At 41.3% G+C, this 20554-nt stretch carries 18 protein-coding genes; all 18 read right to left on the minus strand.

The window, feature by feature from the left end:
* Positions 1-77: 77 nt before the first annotated feature.
* On the minus strand, positions 78-1463 hold the full coding sequence (locus PWYN_RS26840; protein ID WP_036658361.1) for an oligosaccharide repeat unit polymerase: 1386 nt from the start codon (positions 1461-1463) through the stop codon (positions 78-80).
* 3 nt (positions 1464-1466) lie between these two features.
* Positions 1467-2573, minus strand: coding sequence for a glycosyltransferase family protein (locus tag PWYN_RS26845; protein ID WP_036658362.1), 1107 nt, complete (start codon positions 2571-2573; stop codon positions 1467-1469).
* A 30-nt stretch (positions 2574-2603) separates the two neighbouring features.
* Complete coding sequence (locus PWYN_RS26850; RefSeq protein ID WP_036658364.1) at positions 2604-3716, minus strand: glycosyltransferase family 1 protein; 1113 nt, start codon at positions 3714-3716, stop codon at positions 2604-2606.
* Between the two features lie 253 nt (positions 3717-3969).
* Positions 3970-4542, minus strand: a complete 573-nt coding sequence (locus PWYN_RS26855; protein WP_205622797.1) for a glycosyltransferase family 2 protein — start codon at positions 4540-4542, stop codon at positions 3970-3972.
* Positions 4543-4544: 2 nt separating this feature from the next.
* Complete coding sequence (locus PWYN_RS26860) at positions 4545-5378, minus strand: NAD-dependent epimerase/dehydratase family protein (protein ID WP_036658366.1); 834 nt, start codon at positions 5376-5378, stop codon at positions 4545-4547.
* Complete coding sequence (locus PWYN_RS26865; protein WP_036659242.1) at positions 5375-6019, minus strand: sugar transferase; 645 nt, start codon at positions 6017-6019, stop codon at positions 5375-5377. Before PWYN_RS26865 ends, PWYN_RS26860 begins: the two co-directional genes overlap by 4 nt.
* A 105-nt stretch (positions 6020-6124) precedes the next feature.
* Entirely contained in the window at positions 6125-6349 is a 225-nt protein-coding gene (locus tag PWYN_RS26870; protein WP_157261267.1) for a hypothetical protein, read from the minus strand.
* A 34-nt stretch (positions 6350-6383) separates the two neighbouring features.
* Positions 6384-7421 carry a copper amine oxidase N-terminal domain-containing protein gene (locus PWYN_RS26875; RefSeq protein WP_036658370.1) on the minus strand — a complete coding sequence of 346 codons (1038 nt, stop codon included), beginning with the start codon at positions 7419-7421 and terminating at the stop codon, positions 6384-6386.
* Positions 7422-7423: 2 nt separating this feature from the next.
* Complete coding sequence (locus PWYN_RS26880) at positions 7424-8050, minus strand: hypothetical protein (protein ID WP_036658373.1); 627 nt, start codon at positions 8048-8050, stop codon at positions 7424-7426.
* 24 nt (positions 8051-8074) lie between these two features.
* Positions 8075-9907: a polysaccharide biosynthesis protein gene (locus PWYN_RS26885; RefSeq protein ID WP_036658375.1), complete on the minus strand. Its 1833-nt coding sequence runs from the start codon at positions 9905-9907 to the stop codon at positions 8075-8077.
* Between the two features lie 44 nt (positions 9908-9951).
* Positions 9952-10638: a CpsD/CapB family tyrosine-protein kinase gene (locus tag PWYN_RS26890; protein WP_036658377.1), complete on the minus strand. Its 687-nt coding sequence runs from the start codon at positions 10636-10638 to the stop codon at positions 9952-9954.
* A complete protein-coding gene (locus PWYN_RS26895) occupies positions 10619-11401 on the minus strand; it encodes a YveK family protein (RefSeq protein WP_036659244.1) in 783 nt (260 codons plus the stop codon). Before PWYN_RS26895 ends, PWYN_RS26890 begins: the two co-directional genes overlap by 20 nt.
* Positions 11402-11517: 116 nt before the next feature.
* Positions 11518-13527 carry an S-layer homology domain-containing protein gene (locus tag PWYN_RS26900; RefSeq protein ID WP_036658379.1) on the minus strand — a complete coding sequence of 670 codons (2010 nt, stop codon included), beginning with the start codon at positions 13525-13527 and terminating at the stop codon, positions 11518-11520.
* 111 nt (positions 13528-13638) lie between these two features.
* On the minus strand, positions 13639-14430 hold the full coding sequence (locus PWYN_RS26905; protein ID WP_036658381.1) for a tyrosine-protein phosphatase: 792 nt from the start codon (positions 14428-14430) through the stop codon (positions 13639-13641).
* Between the two features lie 105 nt (positions 14431-14535).
* Positions 14536-15126: a hypothetical protein gene (locus PWYN_RS26910; protein WP_036658383.1), complete on the minus strand. Its 591-nt coding sequence runs from the start codon at positions 15124-15126 to the stop codon at positions 14536-14538.
* 82 nt (positions 15127-15208) lie between these two features.
* Positions 15209-15874, minus strand: coding sequence for a ribosome biogenesis GTP-binding protein YihA/YsxC (yihA, locus tag PWYN_RS26915; protein WP_036658385.1), 666 nt, complete (start codon positions 15872-15874; stop codon positions 15209-15211).
* Positions 15875-15886: 12 nt separating this feature from the next.
* On the minus strand, positions 15887-18250 hold the full coding sequence (lon, locus tag PWYN_RS26920) for an endopeptidase La (RefSeq protein WP_036658388.1): 2364 nt from the start codon (positions 18248-18250) through the stop codon (positions 15887-15889).
* Between the two features lie 150 nt (positions 18251-18400).
* Positions 18401-20110: an ATP-dependent protease LonB gene (gene lonB, locus PWYN_RS26925; protein ID WP_036658390.1), complete on the minus strand. Its 1710-nt coding sequence runs from the start codon at positions 20108-20110 to the stop codon at positions 18401-18403.
* Positions 20111-20554: the final 444 nt, after the last annotated feature.

Here is a 20554-nt window from a genome sequence, read left to right on the forward strand (position 1 = left end):
CTTTTCTTGATATACACTACTAATAAATTTAATAATTTACATAATGATCTGTATTAAATTTATAAAGGCAGTGTGTCTTAATCATTGTATTGTTTTAAGTAATCAATACTTTTGCTTGATGAAAGAATTTGGAATTTATTATTTTTGTTAACTAAAGATAGTAAAATAAGAGCCATAATATACCCATATACACTTAAAACAACAAATATTGTAGCACCAGTTATTGCATAAATTAAAACTATTAAAATAGATATATAAGTTTTAATTTCCAATCCTGATGTGACTTTATCCAACAAATAAAACAAAAATGCATATGTAACTGGAATAAAAATAATACCAAGTGGTCCATAAGAATATGCACTACCAAACAATCCCGTATTAGCACTAACCGCAGGATTATGAAAATATAGCCCTCCTAAAATGTATGGGACACCAAATGTGTAGGGATAGTCAGAAACAAACCCAATCTTCTCAAAGACACTAACAAAAGGTACTACGGAAGGCATATCTTTAAAATATTCAAAATAACAATTACTCAATATTGCAGGTAAATAATAAATCCGCTCAAGAGCAGTACTTACTAAAAATGTCGATTTCCCTATAATTGATTCAATATAGATAAGGATATTTACTAAAATCAACATTAAAGGTATTATTTCAACCATGAATTTTCTGTAAAAGATATATGCTAAAATAGATGCAGGCAAAATAAATAGTGCTGCTTTTTGGTTATCTATACTATATAGGTGAAGTTGAATGTATATTAGAAATAAAAGAAAGATCCAATTTTTCTTTTGCCAACAATAAACCCCTGCAAACGGTATAATAATATACATTGCATTATTTCTGAAATATTCAACAATTGTCCCTAGGTTATAAGTTTTTGCTTGACTTCTTAATTCATAAATCTTTATAGAGTCTAGTGTTATATTTAATTTAAAACCGTTAAATCTCCAAGATATTATAAATACCCCTAAGCAAAAAATATAAATAATTGCTAGCCATATGTAGTATTTCGAGCTATTATTTAATGCTAAACGATTATTAGTAGATGATTTACTTTTTTTGATATTACAAAGCAAATATGATGACACCAAAAGCATCGACCAAAAAACTACAAAGTTATATAAATACTCGTAGTCTAGGTTAGCAAGGCCAAACAATGAAATTGACGGTACAAAGCTCATAATAAATAACCCTAATATAATAATTTCAGATCCTCTGTCTCTAGTTTTTAGTATTTTCTTATCAATAAAAATAACCGCAATTAGGTAAATAATCCACGAGATAACATATTTCACTGCATTTAATTCCATATTAAACACACCACTAGATAGTAAATAACTTTGCTCGTGGTAATTATTTAACACCGTAACATATAGAGAATCTAGGGAGAGCCTAAACAAACCCATATTTAAAGTAAAATACTTCGTTTTTTTACTTTTTTTGTTCACAAGTCCCACAGGTCAAACCTCTTTTCCCTCAACCAATTCAATAAATTGCTTACCAACATTTTTAATATCGAATTTTTCTAATGGTATATATAATGATCCAGTAAAATCCCCATCAATAAAAGAAATTATTTTTTCTAAGGATATTTCATCCTGTTTAAACGATAAGATAGGTCTTTTAGTCAGAGCATAATCAATCAATTTTGATGGTATTTGATTTGAAGTACTATTCTCAATATTAATTAAGAAATCCATTGTACTAAGCTTAGAAATACATTCCTCTCTAGGGATTAAACCATGTATTTGTAAACGATTTCCTAATATTTCCTTATACTTTAGTAATATATCTGTATAAATTGATCCATGCGTAATTGTATATAAAACAAAAACAAAGTCTCTATCTAATTTTGATAAAGCTTCTAGTAATTTCTCAGGATTGCGTATTTCTTTATAAAATATTCCTGCGTATGCAAATGTCACCCTCGCATTTTTCTGGTAGTTTAATATACTAGTTTTACTAAAATCAAACCCTTGAGGAATTACTTTGATTTTACTATCAGCAGCATATTCTTTAAAATAGGCAGTTGCAGCTTCAGTAGGAATTGTAATGTAATCAAAAGTTGAACAAGTGATCTTTTGTAAATTTTTAAAATAAAAAGCTACTTTTGTATCATTATTTTCATAAAAAGGGTCACTCCAGTCAGAGATGGTAACACATTCATGATATTTAGTATTCCTGATCTTGAGAGCGGTTATTAAGTTAACATAAAAAGGAAGACCAATAGAAATTACTGCACCGTACTTCTTAACATCAATTTTGTTATATAAGTAGGTTCCTGTGGTTAATATGAACCTATCGCCTACTAAATAATTAATCATATTTTTAACCATGGATAGAATGCGATTATTAGAAAATTTCGCAACTTTATTATTACTAACTTCTCTATTCTCCAACAGTTTATCGCTATATTCTTCATTACTTATAAACTGCTTATAATCGCCTATAAGGACATCAACCAAATAACCATTTTTTCTTAATTCATGTACTAATTCTTTAGCCCTAAATGCTCTAGGCACATTTCTAGGGTAATACCAATGGGTTACGACTAATATCCTTTTCATGCTCTCCTCCTTAGATAATAATGAGTGTAATTACAGATTTTTCATCTTTAAGTAATAACTTTCTAATTTTTTCGCTTCAATTCTAATATCAAACCCAGCATTTCTGATTTTATTCGTCTCATTTGTTCTTACTGAATCATTCTTGGTTTCCAATATTCTTTCTGCCCACACGGAAGCGGCTGACTTTAAACTTAAGTAGCTTATATTTTCCGTTACTTTCGCTTCAATGGGGACAATATCTGAAGTGTAACACTGCAAACCAGTCATTTGCGCCTCGATTAAAACTATCCCCAATCCTTCAAAAATTGAAGGTAGGACAAAGACATCCATTGCATGTAAAAGATCCCTTACATCTTCTCTTTGCCCCAAAAACAAAACCTGATCACTTAGAGAATAAAGCTTAACCTTCTCTTTAATCTCTTCCTCCAATGGCCCCATGCCTATAAGTAAGAGAATACTGTTCTTATTCTTTTTGAATACTTCCGAAAAAATTTCAATCAAAAATTCATGATTTTTTTGTTTATTAAAGCGTCCTACATGCCCTATAACTAGCTCTTTATCTAACTTCAAATTATTGCGTACTTTTGTTCTGATTTTTTCATTAAACTCAAACTTTTTAGAGTCAACTGCATTATTAATTATCTTAATTTTTCCTTGCTTCATTAATCTTTTCCCATATAAGAAATTACCAGCTGCTTGAGAGCATGCAAAATAAGCATCGACATTTTTCTTAAGTGGTAGGCATAAAATTCTATTTCTAATTGCATTAATTTTCTTATCTGAATATTTAGTTGTGTGACTATGTGAGATGATGTGTCTAACACCATATTTACGCCCTAGAATTGAAAACAAAGAATTTAGATAAACTTCATGAAGATGAAGAATTTTATATTTGTCAGAGTTATCTTTGAAAAAAGATAATATGCTAAAAAATGAATTTTTTGAGAAACCAGGCTTTTTAACAAAATATACTCTACCACCTAATTCTTCTATCTCTTCAGCATAAGTTCCGTTGCTATCTACCCAATATAAAAAGTCAAATTGTATACTACTTCTATTAATATTTCTATAGTAGCTCATTATGAAACTCATTACACCGCTACTACGACTTAAAGTTGAAACAACATGTAAGACTTTTAGCATTATCAATACCGATCCCCTTTTGTGTCCCAATACTTTAAAACCTCTATTTATATTGTATGGTTTTATTTATTTACTTTATATTTCTATATTTACGAATACCTCGAATTATGTACCAGCACATATAATATGTTGACTTTATAGAATTCAAGCCAACAAAACGATAAGTTTTAAATGCCATTCCTAAAGACTTAATCTTATTACTAGATTTTGAATTGTCAGATATTCTATAAATTAATAGAGGCTCGTTAACTCCTTAAGCGTATCGTTCTACTTTTAAAATGCGAAGCCATGAGCCGAAGTCTTCATGTGTTTCATCCTTCTCCATTTTATATTCTTCAATATATTTTTTTTTAATTAATACTGATGAGCAGGATATAATATTTTGTTTTAGTAATTCTTTATAAGAAACTTTTTCCGGAACTTCAAGAATACCTTTGTAAAGTTCACTGTTTTCATTCATAAATGAAGAACCAGTAAACAGAAAGTTCCCCTTTGTTTTGTTTAAACAATTAATTTGTTTTTCCAGTTTTTCTTTTACCCAACAATCATCACTATCTAAATAAGCTATCCAGTCTCCTGTAGCTAGGGAAACCCCTCTACTTCTGGTTGCGGCGACACCTTGGTTATTTTTATTAATATAAAATTTTATTCTACTATCCATCTTCGTCATTTCTTCTATTAGGTTAACAGTATTATCCTTAGATCCATCGTCAATAACTATTAACTCAAAGTTCTGGTGAGTTTGAAACAACACTGAGTTTATTGCCTCAACTACATATTTTTCACAATTATAAGCGGGCATAACAATGCTGATTAAAATTTCCACGATTAACTTCCCTCTTCCGTTAATCTTATTGAATCTTTAAAGCTCTTCACACAATAATTAGAAAAGCTTTTCTCATAGGTTAGGTTTCCAAACATTTTATTTATAAATTTAACTCTTTTAAAAAATAGCCTCAACAGAGGATTGAATAGTTTTGTCATTTTAACTTTTTTCCCATGGTATTCAGCTATGAGCTTTACCATATCACTTGTACTTACATACTCTTCATTTTGAGGAAGGAATACCCCATCATCACAATTATCAATTAACAAACTTATAAATTCTGAGAGATTATCAATGTATATCATACTTCTCTGATTATTTAATACTGGGAAAAATGGTAATCTTAGAGCCAACTTAACTAACCTGGGATAATTGCCTTTACAGTTCTTTCCGTAAACCATTGGCGGCCTTACAATTGCAATCCTAAAGTTCTCGTTTGAAAGTTCCTTAATGTGCTCTTCTGCCTGAAGCTTTGAAATACCATAATACCCTTTAGGATTAGGTACCGATTCCATATTAATAACACCACTCTCAACTCCATAAACACTCATAGAACTAAGAAAAATAAATTGTTTAACTCCCTCTGCCTTAGCTTTTTGAGCAAGAGCGATGGTAAGGTCACGATTAACTTTTGTGTATAACTCAGAATTTGCTTTAGATTCTTTAATATGTGCAATTCCAGCAACATGAAAAACAACATCGTAGCCAGAAAAGGACTTTTCTTTCCAATTATTATCTCTACACGAAATGAATTCGCAAGAATATCGATTAAAAGTGCTAATTGAGAAGGCATTGCCAATATAACTATTCTTTGCGGTAATTAAGATTTCTTTCATCTTAAACTGTCCTCTGTATCCTGGATGGCAAAGACTTGTCCCTTTGAATATCCTATACTTCCCTCTACAACTCCACTCAGTTTAATCACACTGATAATAGTCGCAAAAAAACATTTAAGATCAATTATTATTCCCATATTTTCAACATACTCTCCATCAAACTTAGCTTTATCTTCTATATTCAGTTCATCTCGGCCATTAATTTGAGCCCATCCAGTTAATCCAGGCTTAATATCGTTAGCCTTGTATTTATCTCGTTCAGCTATCAGATCATATTGATTCCACAGGGCCGGGCGGGGGCCAACGATACTCATTTCACCTTTTAAGATATTAATGATCTGCGGCAACTCATCTAAGCTTGTTTTTCTAAGGAATTTACCTACTTTTGTTATAAAAAGATTCGGATCTTTTAATAGATGAGTCGGCATGTCACTAGGTGTATCGGTTCGCATGGTTCGAAATTTAAGAATATAAAATTCAGTTTTGTTCTTTCCTAACCGCTTTTGTTTAAATAAAATTGGCCCTTTGGAGTCAATTTTAACCGATAGTGAAATGATTAAGAAAAAAGGCCATAACAATAGTAGCCCGATTAAAGCTAGGGTAAAATCAATAGCTTGTTTCACAAAATTGTAAGATCCCATAAACTCACCTGATCCTTTATGTACTATTTTTCTATAGGGAATCAATCATCTGTTCTCCCCTTGAGAAGAGATGATTGATATCTGCTTTACAATTAACTACTACTGTTACACCCCAACCTCAAAGGAATACCCTAATTCCTCTAAGGTAGGTACTTTCTTGGGCTCCGCCAGCTTGATCATGAGTCCATTCTCAATGGCCTTAAGTCCGTTGACTTCCGAGTTCATACGAAATTCTGGAATGTCCTTCTTCGTTACGTACTCTTCACTTAATCCTGATATTTCAAGCGTGATATTGGCTTCTACCACTGTTAATAATTCTCTTAATCTCATTAGGATAACCTCGCTTTGGATTGTTATCTGGCCGCTATTCCGTTACTTGGGCCTTACCTTGTTGAAGACTAGCTTCGAACGCAGCTCTATATTGGCTAATAATTCCAGTATCGTATCCACCCGCTTGGAGTTTAGCTTCGCAGTCGGACAATATGCTATTGAAGCTGGAAGTAAACGAGGCTAACTGCTGAACACCTCTGGCTTTGATACTTGCTTTGCTATCAGCGTCCTTAGCCGATAAATACTCAATTGCAGTAGCCATCAAGGTGGATCTGCTCTCTGATTCAAGTGCATTCAGCTTGGCTTCCGTCTCACTGGTGATGGATTCATATGAAACCTTTGCTGTTCCTCCACCGGCTCCTGCTCCAGCTCCTGCAGAACCACCGCCAGTTGCTCCTGTGGTCGGGGCAGGTGTTGCTGTTGCTCCACCAGAGTCCTTGCCATTACTGTTATTTGTGGTGTTATCTTTGCCACCAACAGCAGTCTGAGCTTTATAAGAAGCTGACTCTGCGGTAATCGTCATAGATTTCTGATTCCAACTGATTTCATTTCCTACAGACTCCGATAGGAACCGAAGAGGTATATATAACGAACCGTTCAAGAGATAACTGGATTGACCTGCGGGTACACTCTTAGCCGCACCGTTAAATCCATAGCTCGCTTTCACACTATTTAGGATAATGTTCTTCGTTGCCGTAGAAGTGCTATTATTGTTCGTTGCATTCATTAAATATTCCTTAATGACTACAAGCTCTGCACTGCTTGGCTCAGCTACGGTAACCTTTAGGTTCTTGGCATCCCAGCTAACACTTTTCTGCAAGGCATAGGAAACGAAACGCAATGGAACGTAGGTTGTATTGTTGTAAATGAACACGTACTGCCCTACTGGGGGCTCCATAATTACTCCGTCAAACGTCAACTTCACATTCATACTTTGAACTTTGATTGTATTATTAGTGTTATTACTTATATTAGATGCGGACACATTAGCCGGAGCCGATACTGTTAAGGGCGCCATACTGATCAACAAGAATAGACTTAATAATGCTGCTGGAAATCTCACTTTTCTCACAATTATTCACTCCCGCTTTCTTCTGCTAATACCTGATCGCGTGTTTTTCCTTGGCTAACTCCGTACTTCTTAGCAATTTGCGCCAGCTCGTTATACTGTTGCTCTGAAACTTTACCCAGAATAATAGAGCGTGCTTCTCGCTTCTCGTCAACGGATAAACCTCCGCTGGCTAGTTCTTTCAAGTGATTGATATCTGAGACGCTTAATTGGCTTAACACGATAGAGACAACATCTGCCTTCTCTTTTACCGTTACATTTTTTTGAATTTCTTTCGCTTTATCTGTAGATACCTGTGCGGTATATCCGTTATTTGAAGATTCGCCAGTGGCAGAAGTTGTTGTTGGCGTTGCAGTTGCGGTAGTCTCTGGCTTGTCCTGACTAGAATCAGCCTGAACATTATTTCCATCTTCTGTGGAAGCCGTTGGGGCAGTAGTGGAAGTAGGCACTATAGGCTCTATTCCTTCTACTTGGTTATCCACAGTATTCTCAGACTCTACATCGAAACTTCCAACCATGGAATTCATCAATTTATCTACAGCATAGTTAGCGGCGAATAAGCCGCCGACTCCCAGTACAATAATGGCTGATAGAACCCACAGCAATACTCTTTTCCATCTTTTATTGAACATGATGTATCACCCCGTATAAATTATTTAGCTAATTGCTGCTTGAGCGACGGGCTGCATGGGTACAATCTGATTAATGACTTCGCGTATTGCTTCTCCGTCCTCGGTAAGCACACGTTCCAAACGTTTAAATTCAAGCTCCAGCTGGTTCTGGCTGATCACATTGGGTCTTCCGATGAAAATCCTGCCATGATGTGTAGAGCCTAAGTTTTCCTCATCGGTCAGCAGCTCTTCGTACAGCTTCTCACCCTCGCGAATACCGGAGAACTTAATATCAATGTCCTTATAAGGCTCATAGCCGGATAAAGTAATTAAATCCTCAGCTAGAGTTAGAATCTTTACCGGTTCACCCATGTCCAGTACGAAAACTTCGCCGCCATTCGCAAATGAACCAGACTGAATAACAAGTTGTACCGCCTCAGGTATAGTCATGAAATACCGAATCATCTCTGGATGGGTAACGGTAACAGGACCACCGGCAGCGATCTGTTGCTTGAACGCCGGGATTACACTTCCCCGACTACCAAGGACGTTACCAAAACGAACGGCTGAGAACTTGGTTTGACTTAAATCGTTAAGAGATTGTACATACATCTCCGCAATCCGCTTCGTTGCCCCCATCACACTGGTTGGATTAACCGCCTTATCTGAAGAGATCATTACAAATCTTTCAGACCCGAACTTATCCGCACAGTCTGCCACATTGCGGGTACCGAATACATTATTTTTAATCGCTTCAGCAGGATTTCGCTCCATCAAGGGAACGTGTTTGTGTGCTGCCGCATGAAAGACCACATTCGGCTTGTTGCAGCGAAATACGTCCATCATACGTGTACGATCTTGTACATCCGCTATAACTGTAACTATATTTAGATCCGGGAAGCTCTTTCGCAGCTCCATTTCAATCGTGTAAATACTATTCTCACCATGCCCTAGCAGCAGGAGCTTATCCGGCATAAAGGGAGCAATCTGGCGACACAGCTCAGAACCAATAGATCCGCCAGCCCCTGTAACCAGTACTGTCTTATGGTGGACGTAATCAAGAATACTGTTCAGGTCAGCGACAACAGGTTCACGTCCCAATAAATCCTCTACACTTACATCTCTAAGCTTCTTGACGGATATTTTGCCTGCTATAAGATCGTTCAGTGGCGGGATAATCTTCAGCTTGGCCCCTGTTGTCTTGGAAAGCTTAACTATCTCGGATATTTCAGTTCTGGAGACGGAAGGTATCGCAATAATGATCTCATGAATATCTTTATCCTTAACCACGCTCGGGATCCCATAACGGTTACCCAGCACGGGAATCCCCAAAATTGACATATGATACTTGTTTGGGCTGTCGTCAATAAATCCGATCAGTTGGGTGTGTGCAAAAGAAGGTCCCATCATTTCCTTGGCAATAAGCGTTCCGCAGTCCCCTGCTCCAACAATAAGCGTATGTGTTCTGGTATCCTCATAATTGATACGCTCGGTGCGTAATACTCTCCATAAGAAACGAACGCCCCCCACCAATAGTAGGATGGTCTCCATCGCACGCACTTCTACACCAAAGGGCACACGTACCGGAAGACAAAGGTAGGCTATGCTGTAAGAGAGTACTGCTCCCACCGCAATAGCCTTAACCACAGATATAATTTCCCCAATACTCGCATACTGCCACACCCGCCGATAAAGTCCAAAATAAATAAGACTTCCCCCGAAGGAAAGGGTTGAAATGACACCCATCTGGATCATTTGAATGAAATAATCTGGAGGTATATGATTTAAGAAACGGAACAGATAGGAGCTAACAAAACTCAACCATATGATCAAAAGATCAACGATGAATAATAAGACCACTCTAGATTTCGCTGTCATTTTGGTGCCTCCAAAAATAACAATTTTGCCAAAAAGCATTGAACTTAATTGCCATAATAATAATAGTAGTACCCTTCACTGGCCTTACGTTTAACGTTATTCAAAACCACACCAAGCATTCTTGCTCCCACACGATCCAGGTTAGCTTTTGCCTTAATAGCTATATCCCGCTTAACCTTGCCGTAGCTGACTACCATAATGACACCGTCACTCTTGGAAGCCACAATCTGAGCATCTGTAACCGCCAATAGCGGCGGGGTATCGATAATAATCACATCATACCTTTGACGCAGCTCCTGAATGACAGCAGTCATTCGATTAGAAGCCATCATTTCTGCCGGATTAGGGGGTATAGGCCCTGATGTCATTATGGAAAGATTCGGAACGTTAGAATCTTGTATAGCATCTTCAATATCAACTTGCTGAGACAGCAAAGACGATAATCCGTAACGGTTGCTGAGCGTGAATGTCTTATGTGCTGTTGGTTTACGTAAGTCGGCATCTATCAATAAGACTTTCTTGTCACTCAGAGCATAAGAGGCAGCTAAATTCCCTGAAACCGTCGATTTCCCTTCCTCAGGTCCGGATGAGGTCACCATAATGACTTGAATTCTCTCATCTACAGAAGAGAAATCAATATTGGTACGCAGTGCGCGGAAGGCTTCTGATACCGGAGAACGCGGGTTTGTCAGTGTAATCAGTTGGCGTTGTTTACTTAGCTGCTGTGACATTCTCTAGCTCCCCCGCTCTTCTGGATGGCAGAGCCTGTGTCTCTGCTCCTGCTCCCTTGGTGAATTCATCTTGTCCAACTCTAGTAATCATTGCTAATGTAGGCAGGCCGAGATATTGCTCAATATCCGCTTCTGTCTTCAAGGTATCATCCATATATTCCAGCAGGAAGGAAATCCCTAAACCAATCATCAAGGATACGATGAAAGCGATAGCCATGTTAAGGACTACATTGGGTTCTACCGGGCCTGGAGCGATTGGTGGATTAACCTTCGCTTCATTCAGTATGGATACGTTCTGCACATTGAACAGGGATGGAATCTCCTGCTTGAACACCAGTGATATGGCGTTCACTATCTCAGCAGCTCGTGAATAGGAATTATCTCTAACGACAAGTGTCATCACCTGCGTATTATTTACGGAGCTGACATTTACCTTCTTCATAAGTTCTTCGGTAGTTACATTGAATTGCGGATATTCCTTCGTAACGACATCCAGTATTGCAGGTGTCTTAATAATTTCCTTGTAGGTGTTAATTAGTTGAATGTTAGTATTAATTTGATTCAAATCAAGCTGCGCCACCGTTGACTGTGTCGGAGTCTGGTTAACGATAATTTTTGTGGAAGCTTCGTACACCGGCTTCTTGATATACAGGCTGTATACCCCGGCAATAGCGCACATTACAACTACAATGCTGACAATAAGCCACAGCCTCTTCTGAACGATCCGGAAGTAGTCACGAAGATCCAATTCTTGTGATGACAAGTGAAATTCCCTCCAAGCTATTCTGTAATATTTCAATCCTAGTCCCAAAAAAGCGCCCCCTCTCACCTTCATGAGAGGAGGCTCACACTTAAACCTTACTGCTATTCAATAAATAATTATTTGAAATTCATAGTGCGATAGATGATTACTGCGGCTTCAGCACGAGTAGCTGTTTTGTTAGGCTCAAATTTACCAGCGTTGCCGATCACTAGGTTATTACTAGCTGCGAATGCCACGCCGCCCTTCAGGGAAGCACTGATCTTAGCAGCGTCCGAGAATTTGCTGATTGCTGTTGCATCAGATGTAAGGGAAGGATTAATAGATTTCAAAGCGCGTGAGATCATTGTCGCCATTTCAGCACGAGTGATCGTTGCATTCGGATCAAACTGGGAAGCACTGCGTCCAGTAATGATTCCCTTCTCAGCAGCAACCGCTACATATGGTGCGTACCAAGCGGAAGAACTCACATCTGTGAAGCTTTGTGTTGCCGAGTTGTTCTCCAAGTTCAGAGCACGGATCAACATTTTCGCGAATTCCGCACGGGTAACATTGCTCTTCGGAGCGAATTTGCCTTGTCCAACACCTTCAATGGCACCTTTAGCAGCTACTACTTGAATTTGTTTACCTGCCCAAGCTTGTACACTGGCAATATCATTGAAATCGACTTTGTTCTCAACTACTACGTAGGAAGAGAAGGTATCACGCGGTTCAACGATGAAATCTCCATCCACTTTACCACCTTGGAATTGAAGGTCTCCGTATACAATCTTGGCTACGGATAGAAGCTCTTTATCGAGACCTGGTACGTTCTTAAGCGGAAGTTTGAACTGAATCGGCCGTTTGAAGGATGTAGTAACCACACCATCTACAGTTAATTTGAATTCATATACATTTGAAGCCAGTTTCATCTTGGTAACTGATGAAGCCGCATTGTCATTTACTGTGGATACAGTCAATACAAGTGCTCCGCTGAATTGAGATACCGGAATCGTTACAGTCAAGCCGTTAAAAGTAATGGCGATATTAGCAATACCATTGGCTTTGGCAGCATCAATGATAGCTTTGGAAAGAGGCACTTCTACTGTAGTAGCAGTTACTGTTCCAACGTTCAGTGTTAGCGTAAGTTCACCTGTTTTACCGGCCGTCTTAGCCGCGGCAGCTAGCTTGGTCATCACTGCGATGGTGTCGCTATCTACCAGCTTCACCGTTGCTTTGCTATCGATGACTTGTACAAGACTAGAAACATCAAGATTTGAAGCAGCTGTATATTGTTGTTCTAAAGTCATAGCTGGAGGAGTTACACCACCGCCGGTTGGAGGAGTAATAACAATTGGAGCCTTAATATAAGCATTATAATAAGCCTGGGCCAACACTAGAGTTGCGGCCTTTTCTTGAGTTACGGATGCTTCAGCTTCAAGATTATCCATGGTAGCTGACAGCATTTCTGATGTGATGCCGAGCTTGTTCAGGGCCGCTCTTAACGTGTAGTTAGCAGTACCAATTTTGCTATCAAGAACAATTGCCTTAGCTTCTAATGCCGGTGCGCTATTCGAATTAATGGCAATCGCCAGCAAATCAGATTCTTTTTTCCCTTTAAATAGGGTGATCAGCTTCTGCTCCACTCCGGTAGCACCGAATATGAAATTGTAAACCTCGTTAACCGAAAGGTTCGTAATACCCGCTTGGTCACCGATCTTCTTAAGTACGTCTTCATAAGACTGGTAGTTAGGAGATTCTAAGATATCAGTTACCGCAGAATAATCAGGAGAATAGAACGATGAGACTAGCTCTTTGTATAAGTTGAATAATGCATTCTTATCAGCCGGTATCAGATCAAGTTGGGCTAAAACTGGAGCAAAACTGTTCTCCAACTGAGCTTGACTAAGTCCTTGAAGCTCAGCGCGGAAATCGCGAAGAATTTGTTTATCTGGTGCACTTAAACTTCCATAAAGAGTATTTGCACGAGCCTTCAGATCAGCGAAATTCCCGCTAGTTGCTGCGGAGGCTGTTCCTACGATTCCAACTTGCTTTGCAAATCCATTGATACCTAGTGGAAGTCCAGCTACGGATGCAGCTGCCATACTTACTGCCATTGTTGATACTACTAGCTTCTTCTTAATACTCAAATTTAAGCACCTCTTTATATGTATTGTTGTTGAAAAGCCGATTTGACTAGTACTATTAACCTATCCTGTACCCAAAGAAAACTGAAATGTAATCCAATAAAACCCATTATATCATTCTTTATCTAATAGGCTTTTTACAAAATCAAACAATTTGTGACGCTTCCTCCTAGGTAATCCATGGCCTCCTTTGTCAAATTCTAGATTTCTGACAATTTTTTCGGCATTTCTGCGGAAATAATCAGAAGTTTCTTTACCCAACGTTTTTTCCAGGGTCCTGTACGCCTCGGATAGTCCAAAGGGCCGATGAACGCTGTCGTGGGCATCTGATGCTACCACCTGGATAAGATTTCTGCGGCATAGCTCCAGGGATAACTTCTGCAGCTTGCTGCCGAAGACCCCCGCAACACTTTGAGCAGTTACTTGTCCTATTGATCCTTGCTCTATTAATCTTTCCAATTTGGAAGGATCAGAAGCAATCTCGGCATTGCGTTCCGGATGGGCAATGACCGGCACGAAACCTTGAATGATCAACTCATGACAGACTTCTTCCATGTTGCGAGGCACACGTGAAGAAGGCATTTCCAGCAGAATATAACGCGAACCTGCTAGGCTCAGCAATGTCCCCTTCTCCAAATCATTCAGAAGATCTCCATAGACCCGAATCTCCTGACCGGGAAGGACAAGTAATGAGCTATCACTCTGGCGAAGTTTCTCGTTGAACAGTTTGACCGCCTCCCCAATATTTGGGGCCGGATTCATATACTGTCCATTCGCATGGTGCGGTGTAGCAATAATTGTGGTAATCCCGTCTTGTTCGGCTTCCCGAGCCATAACGAGAGCAGCTTCCCAGTCGGAAGCTCCGTCATCCATAAAAGGTAAGATATGGCAATGAATATCTATCATATGTTTTTATCGGTCCTTTACTCTCAATTTTTTAGAATTCGAGGAAAAAAAATACAACCCCTCCAAATAGGACGGGTTGTATGTAGATTCAAATGAGTTCCCAAATCAGGCTTCCAATTGAAATAAGCGTACGGCTAAAGCTTCAAGATTAGAATCAATCTCTCTTAGTTCACTCTCACGATGAGTCACATTGCGTACATCAAGCAGAACATTAACTTCCCTGCGCAATCCTGCAATCTCTCGTTCAATGAAATCGGATTGATATAGGCGCAGCATTTCGGCAACAGAATATTTATATTGGTACACCAGCTTGTTACCGTCTGCTGTCACCTCTGAGATCTGGCGGACGGAGCCTTGTTCATAATAATACTTCATTACAAGTCCCTTGTAGATACGGTTCACTGTTCCTGTGCCCTTATATGTGATGAATAGCTTCCGGATGATATTGTTGAGATGAGGGTTGACCACCCGACAGGACAGCACGCAAACATAAAAACCACCATTTCGAGCAAAAGATAGGTGAACTTCCTCTCCTCCAGCGGCTCCAAGCACAATTTCTTGTTCACCGGCCCCGAGTACTTTCACACGGTGACTGATGAAGCTGGTATCGGCTGAGCGCAGGAATTGATTCATCTGAAATTCTGTCATTTGCAAAGTAGCATTCACATATTCTGTAGCTAATCGTCGCTGGGCCATAGGAATCTCCTCGATTCTTCAAAAACCTTTAGCATGATTATACAATAAAGGGTCCTGTCATTTTACGTGAATAATGGCAAATTTATGACTCCGAGGACTCCTCAGAATCAGATATAGCTTCCTCAGCAACCCCTTCAGGCAAATCCTCTTCTTCTGCTCCTGATGTAGCGATAAAGCCTTCTACCAGGGACCACAACTCGTCTTTACCCAGACCAATTTCGGATGAAAATGGGATAAAGTTATCGCCTGGAAGAACCCCTAACTCCTGCTTCATGATCTTAATGTGCTTCGGCCAACGGGTTTTAGGGATTTTGTCTGCTTTGGTAGCTACTACACAGAGCGGCAAATCATAATGCTTAAGCCAATCGAACATCATCTTATCATTACTTGTAGGAGGATGGCGTAAATCTACGATCAGCAGAACCAGCTTCAGGGTTTCTCTCTCAGCCATATATTTCTCAACCATCTTGCCCCATACTGCCCGCTGAGACTTGGACACTTTGGCATATCCATATCCCGGAAAGTCGACGAAATACATCATTTCATTGATAAGGTAATAGTTCATATGCTGCGTCTTACCCGGGGTCGAGCTCGTCCGGGCCAGGTTCTTGCGGTCAATCATACGATTAATGAGGGAGGACTTCCCCACATTGGATCTCCCTGCCAGAGCAACCTCTGGCAAGGCATCATCAGGATACTGATCAGGGCCAACGGCGCTGATAATAAAATCGGAACTAGTTACTTTCATAGGTCTTCCTTTCTAATGCACACTACTAGGTGGCTCATTACTAATTTCAACATTTGGATTCACAAGGGCATGCTGCAGCACCTGATCCATATGGGATACCGGTACAAATTCAACATCATTCCTCACGCTTTCCGGTATATCTTTTAAATCACGCTCATTATCTTTGGGCAGCAGAATTTTTTTGTACCCAGCACGATGAGCGGCAAGTGATTTCTCCTTCAGGCCTCCGATAGGAAGCACACGACCACGCAGTGTAATCTCACCCGTCATCGCAACATCCTTCGAGACGTAACGCTTAGTGAGAGCAGAGATTAGGGCTGTAGCGATAGTGATGCCTGCAGACGGCCCATCCTTCGGTATGGCACCTTCGGGAATATGAATGTGAATATCGATCTTCTCATAGAAATCGGGCTGGAGTCCCAGTTCCTCCGCCTTCGAGCGGGTATAACTGAAGGCTGCTTGCGCGGACTCCTTCATAACATCACCGAGCTGCCCGGTGAGTGTCAGCTTTCCGGTTCCGGGTACGACTGTAACTTCGATCAGCAGCGTATCGCCTCCAACCTCAGTCCAAGCCAAGCCGGTCACGGTTCCAATCTGATCTTCGAGCTCCGCCATACCGTAACGGTACTTCGATACTCCCAGATAATCCTTAATATCTTCAGGCTGAAGGATTACATTCTCCTTCTCTTCCGATACGATTTGCTTGGCAGCCTTACGGCACAATGCCGCTATTTGCTGTTCCAGATTCCGAACACCGGATTCGCGTGTATATTCACGGATAATGAGCAATAGCACCTCATCTCCTATACTTAGCTGTTCATCCGCCAGACCATGATTCATCTTCTGCTTAGGCAAAAGATAACGGCTGGCGATCTGCATTTTCTCAAGCTCTGTATAACCCGGAATATACAGCATTTCCATCCGGTCCAGCAAGGGACGCGGTATATTATGCACTGCATTAGCAGTAGTCACGAACATAACATTCGAGAGATCGAACGGTAGCTCAACAAAGTGATCACTGAATGTATTGTTTTGCTCCGGATCCAGCACCTCCAGCAGAGCAGCCGATGGATCTCCGCGGAAGTCTGCAGCCATTTTGTCGATCTCATCCAATAAAAAGACGGGATTAACCGTTCCGGCGGTCTTCATGCCTTGAATAATCCGCCCCGGCATCGCACCGACATAGGTACGGCGGTGACCGCGGATTTCCGCTTCATCCCGTACGCCGCCCAGGGAGATACGGACAAATTTGCGATTCAGTGAACGGGCAATGGAACGGGCGAGCGATGTTTTACCCACACCCGGAGGCCCTACCAGACATAGAATCGGACCCTTCAGCTTCTTGACAAGCTTCTGCACAGCGAGATATTCCAGAACCCGCTCTTTGGGTTTCTCAAGACCGTAATGATCCTCATCAAGCACTTGCTCCGCCTTCTGGATATCAATATCATCATCTGTAGCATCATTCCAAGGAAGAGCGAGCAGCCAATCTACATAGTTGCGGATCACACCGCCCTCAGCCGAACTTGCCGGCATTTTCTCCAGGCGGTCTATCTCCTTCTCAACCTTTTCTTTGACACGTTCAGGCAAATTCTTGTCTTCCATCAGGGAACGAAGCTCTTCGGCTTCACCCACCCGGCCTTCTTTCTCGCCAAGCTCCTTCTGGATCGCTTTCATTTGCTCGCGCAAATAATATTCCTTCTGCGTCTTCTCCATCTGCTTCTTCACACGTTGGCCGATCTTACGTTCCAGTTCCAAGACCTCGCGCTCATTGTTAAGAATATCGAGCAGCTTCTCCAGACGCTTGTGAACATCAATGGTCTCCAGAATCTCCTGCTTATCCTTGATCTTCAGCGACAAATGACTAGTAATAACATCGGCAAGCCGTCCCGGCTCTTCAATGTCGGACACTGCAGCAAGCGTCTCAGGTGTAACCTTCTTGGATAAGGTAATATAGTGCTCGAACTGGCTCAGAACGGTCCGCATCAGCGCATCGCTCTCCTGATCGCCATCCTCTTGCTCCGGCAACTCACGAGCTATAACTTCATAGTACTCCTCATTATCGGTATATTGAATGATTTCGGCCCGCTCCACGCCTTCAACCAGCACCCGAATCGTGCCGTTCGGCAGCTTCAGCATTTGCCTCACATTTGCGACAGTGCCTACCCGAAATATATCATCTTGTCCCGGTTCCTCAATGTTTACTTCCGATTGAGAACAAAGGAGGATTAAATTGTCATCCACCATAGCCTTCTCTAACGCTCTAACTGACTTCTCGCGTCCCACATCCAGGTGAAGAACCATGCTAGGGTACACAAGAAGGCCTCTAAGCGGTAATAAAGGAAAACGACGACCTTTAGATTTGTTGGGTATCATCGCTTTCGCACCTCCAATGGTTCTCAAGTAGTGTCATATGTTCTCATTCTAACAAATGCAGGGTAAAAACACCAACGGGCTGCCTAATCGCAGCCTGTCGTTTAAGCACGTTATTGTCGCCAGACCGCTCGAACATCCCTCAAGGCCAGCTTAAAGATTAGTGATCTCTCCCGAGGCATCTGCCTTCAGTAACGAAGGCGTTGATGTGAATGTCTCTCCGATCACTGCAGGAAGTCTTACATCAGCAGTCTGAGCCCCGAAGAGATGGCGGAATACCTCTTCGATCGTATCCATTGGAATTACACGAAGCGGCGCCAAATCAGCGAACAGAGTTTGCCAATTTTCTTTCGGAATCAGCACTGTGGTCGCCCCGGCCTGAAAAGCTGCCTCTACCTTAGCGATAACACCACCTACCGGTTTTACCCGGCCATGGATGCCAATCTCCCCGGTAATGGCGACTGTATTATCCACCGGCAGACCCCGAATGGCAGAGACTATAGCTACAGCCATAGCAACCCCTGCGGACGGCCCGTCAATGGGGGTCCCCCCTGGGAAATTCACATGTAGATCATAACCATCCGGCGCCAAATTCATGGTACGCAGCACTGTGAGTACATTCTCAACAGAACCCTTAGCCATACTTTTGCGCCGAATCGTACGCGAGCCTCCGCCGATTTCTTCTTCGTCAACCACGCCCGTGACCGTGAGCCTTCCTTGACGATTCACTGCAGGTGTTGCCGATACTTCAATCTCTAACAGTGTGCCCATGCCGGGCCCGTATACAGCAAGACCGTTGACCAGTCCTATCTGTGGAGAGGACGGAATCTTCCGCTCCGTACGGAGCGGAAGCTGGCTGCTGCCTGCTACCCACTCCACATCCGCTGCGTTCAGCGTGTCCCTCTGCTCTGTTAGGGCCAGACCGGCAGCCAATTGAATCATATTGACCGCTTCCCGGCCGTTCGTTGCATATTGCTTCACCACAGTGACAGCTTCAGGACTGGGTTTGAGGCCAATCTTCTGAATCGCATCACGGCCAATAACTTCAATCTCATCCGGCAATAAAGGACGGAAATAAATTTCCATGCAGCGGGAACGCAAAGCAGGCGAGATCTCATCCGGTGAGCGAGTAGTCGCACCCACCAGCCGGAAGTCAGCCGGCAGTCCATTCTGAAATATATCATGAATATAAGCAGGCGTATTACTGTCCTCTGAACTATAATAGGCACTTTCCAGCAGTACCTTACGGTCTTCCAATACCTTCAGCAGCTTATTCATCTGAATCGGATGCAGTTCACCAATCTCATCGAGAAACAAGATCCCCCCGTGAGCTTTCGTTACGGCCCCCGGCTTCGGCTGCGGAACACCTGCTACTCCCATTGCTCCCGCACCCTGATAGATCGGATCATGTACAGATCCGATTAAGGGATCGGCAATCCCCCGCTCATCGAAACGCGCGGTCGTAGCATCAATCTCGGTGAATTTGGCATCACTTTTGAAGGGAGAGAGCGGATTCTTCTTCGCCTCTTCCATTACTACACGGGCAGCAGCAGTCTTACCGACTCCAGGCGGGCCATAAATAATGACATGCTGCGGATTAGCACTGCATAGCGCAGCCTTTAAAGCACGAAGTCCGTCCTTCTGCCCTACAATGTCGCCAATCGTGGCAGGACGCGTCTTTTCCGACAATGGTTTGGTCAGCGAGATCATTCTCATTTTCCGAAGCTTATCCAGCTCTTTCCGAGACTCGCGCTCGACCGCCGATTTGTTGCTCTTCTGACCGCGCAGCAAATTCCAAAAATAAACGCCGATAACCAGCGCAAAAAAGAGCTGCACGATCATCAGCATTATGCTTAATTCCATAGGTCACCCTCCTAATTCATCGTCGTTTTCTATTGACCTTGCACCAAGGCAACTAACTGCTACTAGGTAGTATAGCCTTTTCAGTCATCAATAAACGCACGAGAAAGGATTTATGGGAGATTAAGCAAACTTCCGTCTCCACAACGAAAAAAACAATCATACACACAACCCTCGATGAATGCAATCAATTAGAAGGAATTCCTCCCTGTGTCAATTTATATAGTTGCACAATCTACACTTATTTTTCTCCCTTAGCACACTTTAAGGTGTTTAATTGCACTTTATACACTTATTTTTGGATATTCCGGGCTTTACCCGGCATATTCATGTTTTTAGTTGCACAAAGTACATCTATTCATACATCACAACGCTAAAGTCTAGAAATAAGTGTAAAAGATCAGACTGTTGAGAAAGTCCGAATTTCAACACGACACCGCGTTAATT

It is taken from the genome of Paenibacillus wynnii, assembly GCF_000757885.1.
Taxonomy (GTDB): domain Bacteria; phylum Bacillota; class Bacilli; order Paenibacillales; family Paenibacillaceae; genus Paenibacillus_AQ; species Paenibacillus_AQ wynnii.

What these genes read in the sequence shown, in the direction of transcription:
- PWYN_RS26885 (WP_036658375.1), bottom strand. Translation starts at nt 9,907, where the DNA reads ATGACAGCGAAATCTAGAGTGGTCTTATTATTCATCGTTGATCTTTTG.
- lon (WP_036658388.1), bottom strand. Translation starts at nt 18,250, where the DNA reads ATGATACCCAACAAATCTAAAGGTCGTCGTTTTCCTTTATTACCGCTT.
- PWYN_RS26910 (WP_036658383.1), bottom strand. Translation starts at nt 15,126, where the DNA reads ATGGCCCAGCGACGATTAGCTACAGAATATGTGAATGCTACTTTGCAA.
- PWYN_RS26850 (WP_036658364.1), bottom strand. Translation starts at nt 3,716, where the DNA reads ATGCTAAAAGTCTTACATGTTGTTTCAACTTTAAGTCGTAGTAGCGGT.
- PWYN_RS26870 (WP_157261267.1), bottom strand. Translation starts at nt 6,349, where the DNA reads ATGAGATTAAGAGAATTATTAACAGTGGTAGAAGCCAATATCACGCTT.
- PWYN_RS26905 (WP_036658381.1), bottom strand. Translation starts at nt 14,430, where the DNA reads ATGATAGATATTCATTGCCATATCTTACCTTTTATGGATGACGGAGCT.
- yihA (WP_036658385.1), bottom strand. Translation starts at nt 15,874, where the DNA reads ATGAAAGTAACTAGTTCCGATTTTATTATCAGCGCCGTTGGCCCTGAT.
- PWYN_RS26860 (WP_036658366.1), bottom strand. Translation starts at nt 5,378, where the DNA reads ATGAAAGAAATCTTAATTACCGCAAAGAATAGTTATATTGGCAATGCC.
- PWYN_RS26880 (WP_036658373.1), bottom strand. Translation starts at nt 8,050, where the DNA reads ATGTTCAATAAAAGATGGAAAAGAGTATTGCTGTGGGTTCTATCAGCC.
- PWYN_RS26845 (WP_036658362.1), bottom strand. Translation starts at nt 2,573, where the DNA reads ATGAAAAGGATATTAGTCGTAACCCATTGGTATTACCCTAGAAATGTG.
- lonB (WP_036658390.1), bottom strand. Translation starts at nt 20,110, where the DNA reads ATGGAATTAAGCATAATGCTGATGATCGTGCAGCTCTTTTTTGCGCTG.
- PWYN_RS26865 (WP_036659242.1), bottom strand. Translation starts at nt 6,019, where the DNA reads ATGGGATCTTACAATTTTGTGAAACAAGCTATTGATTTTACCCTAGCT.
- PWYN_RS26890 (WP_036658377.1), bottom strand. Translation starts at nt 10,638, where the DNA reads ATGTCACAGCAGCTAAGTAAACAACGCCAACTGATTACACTGACAAAC.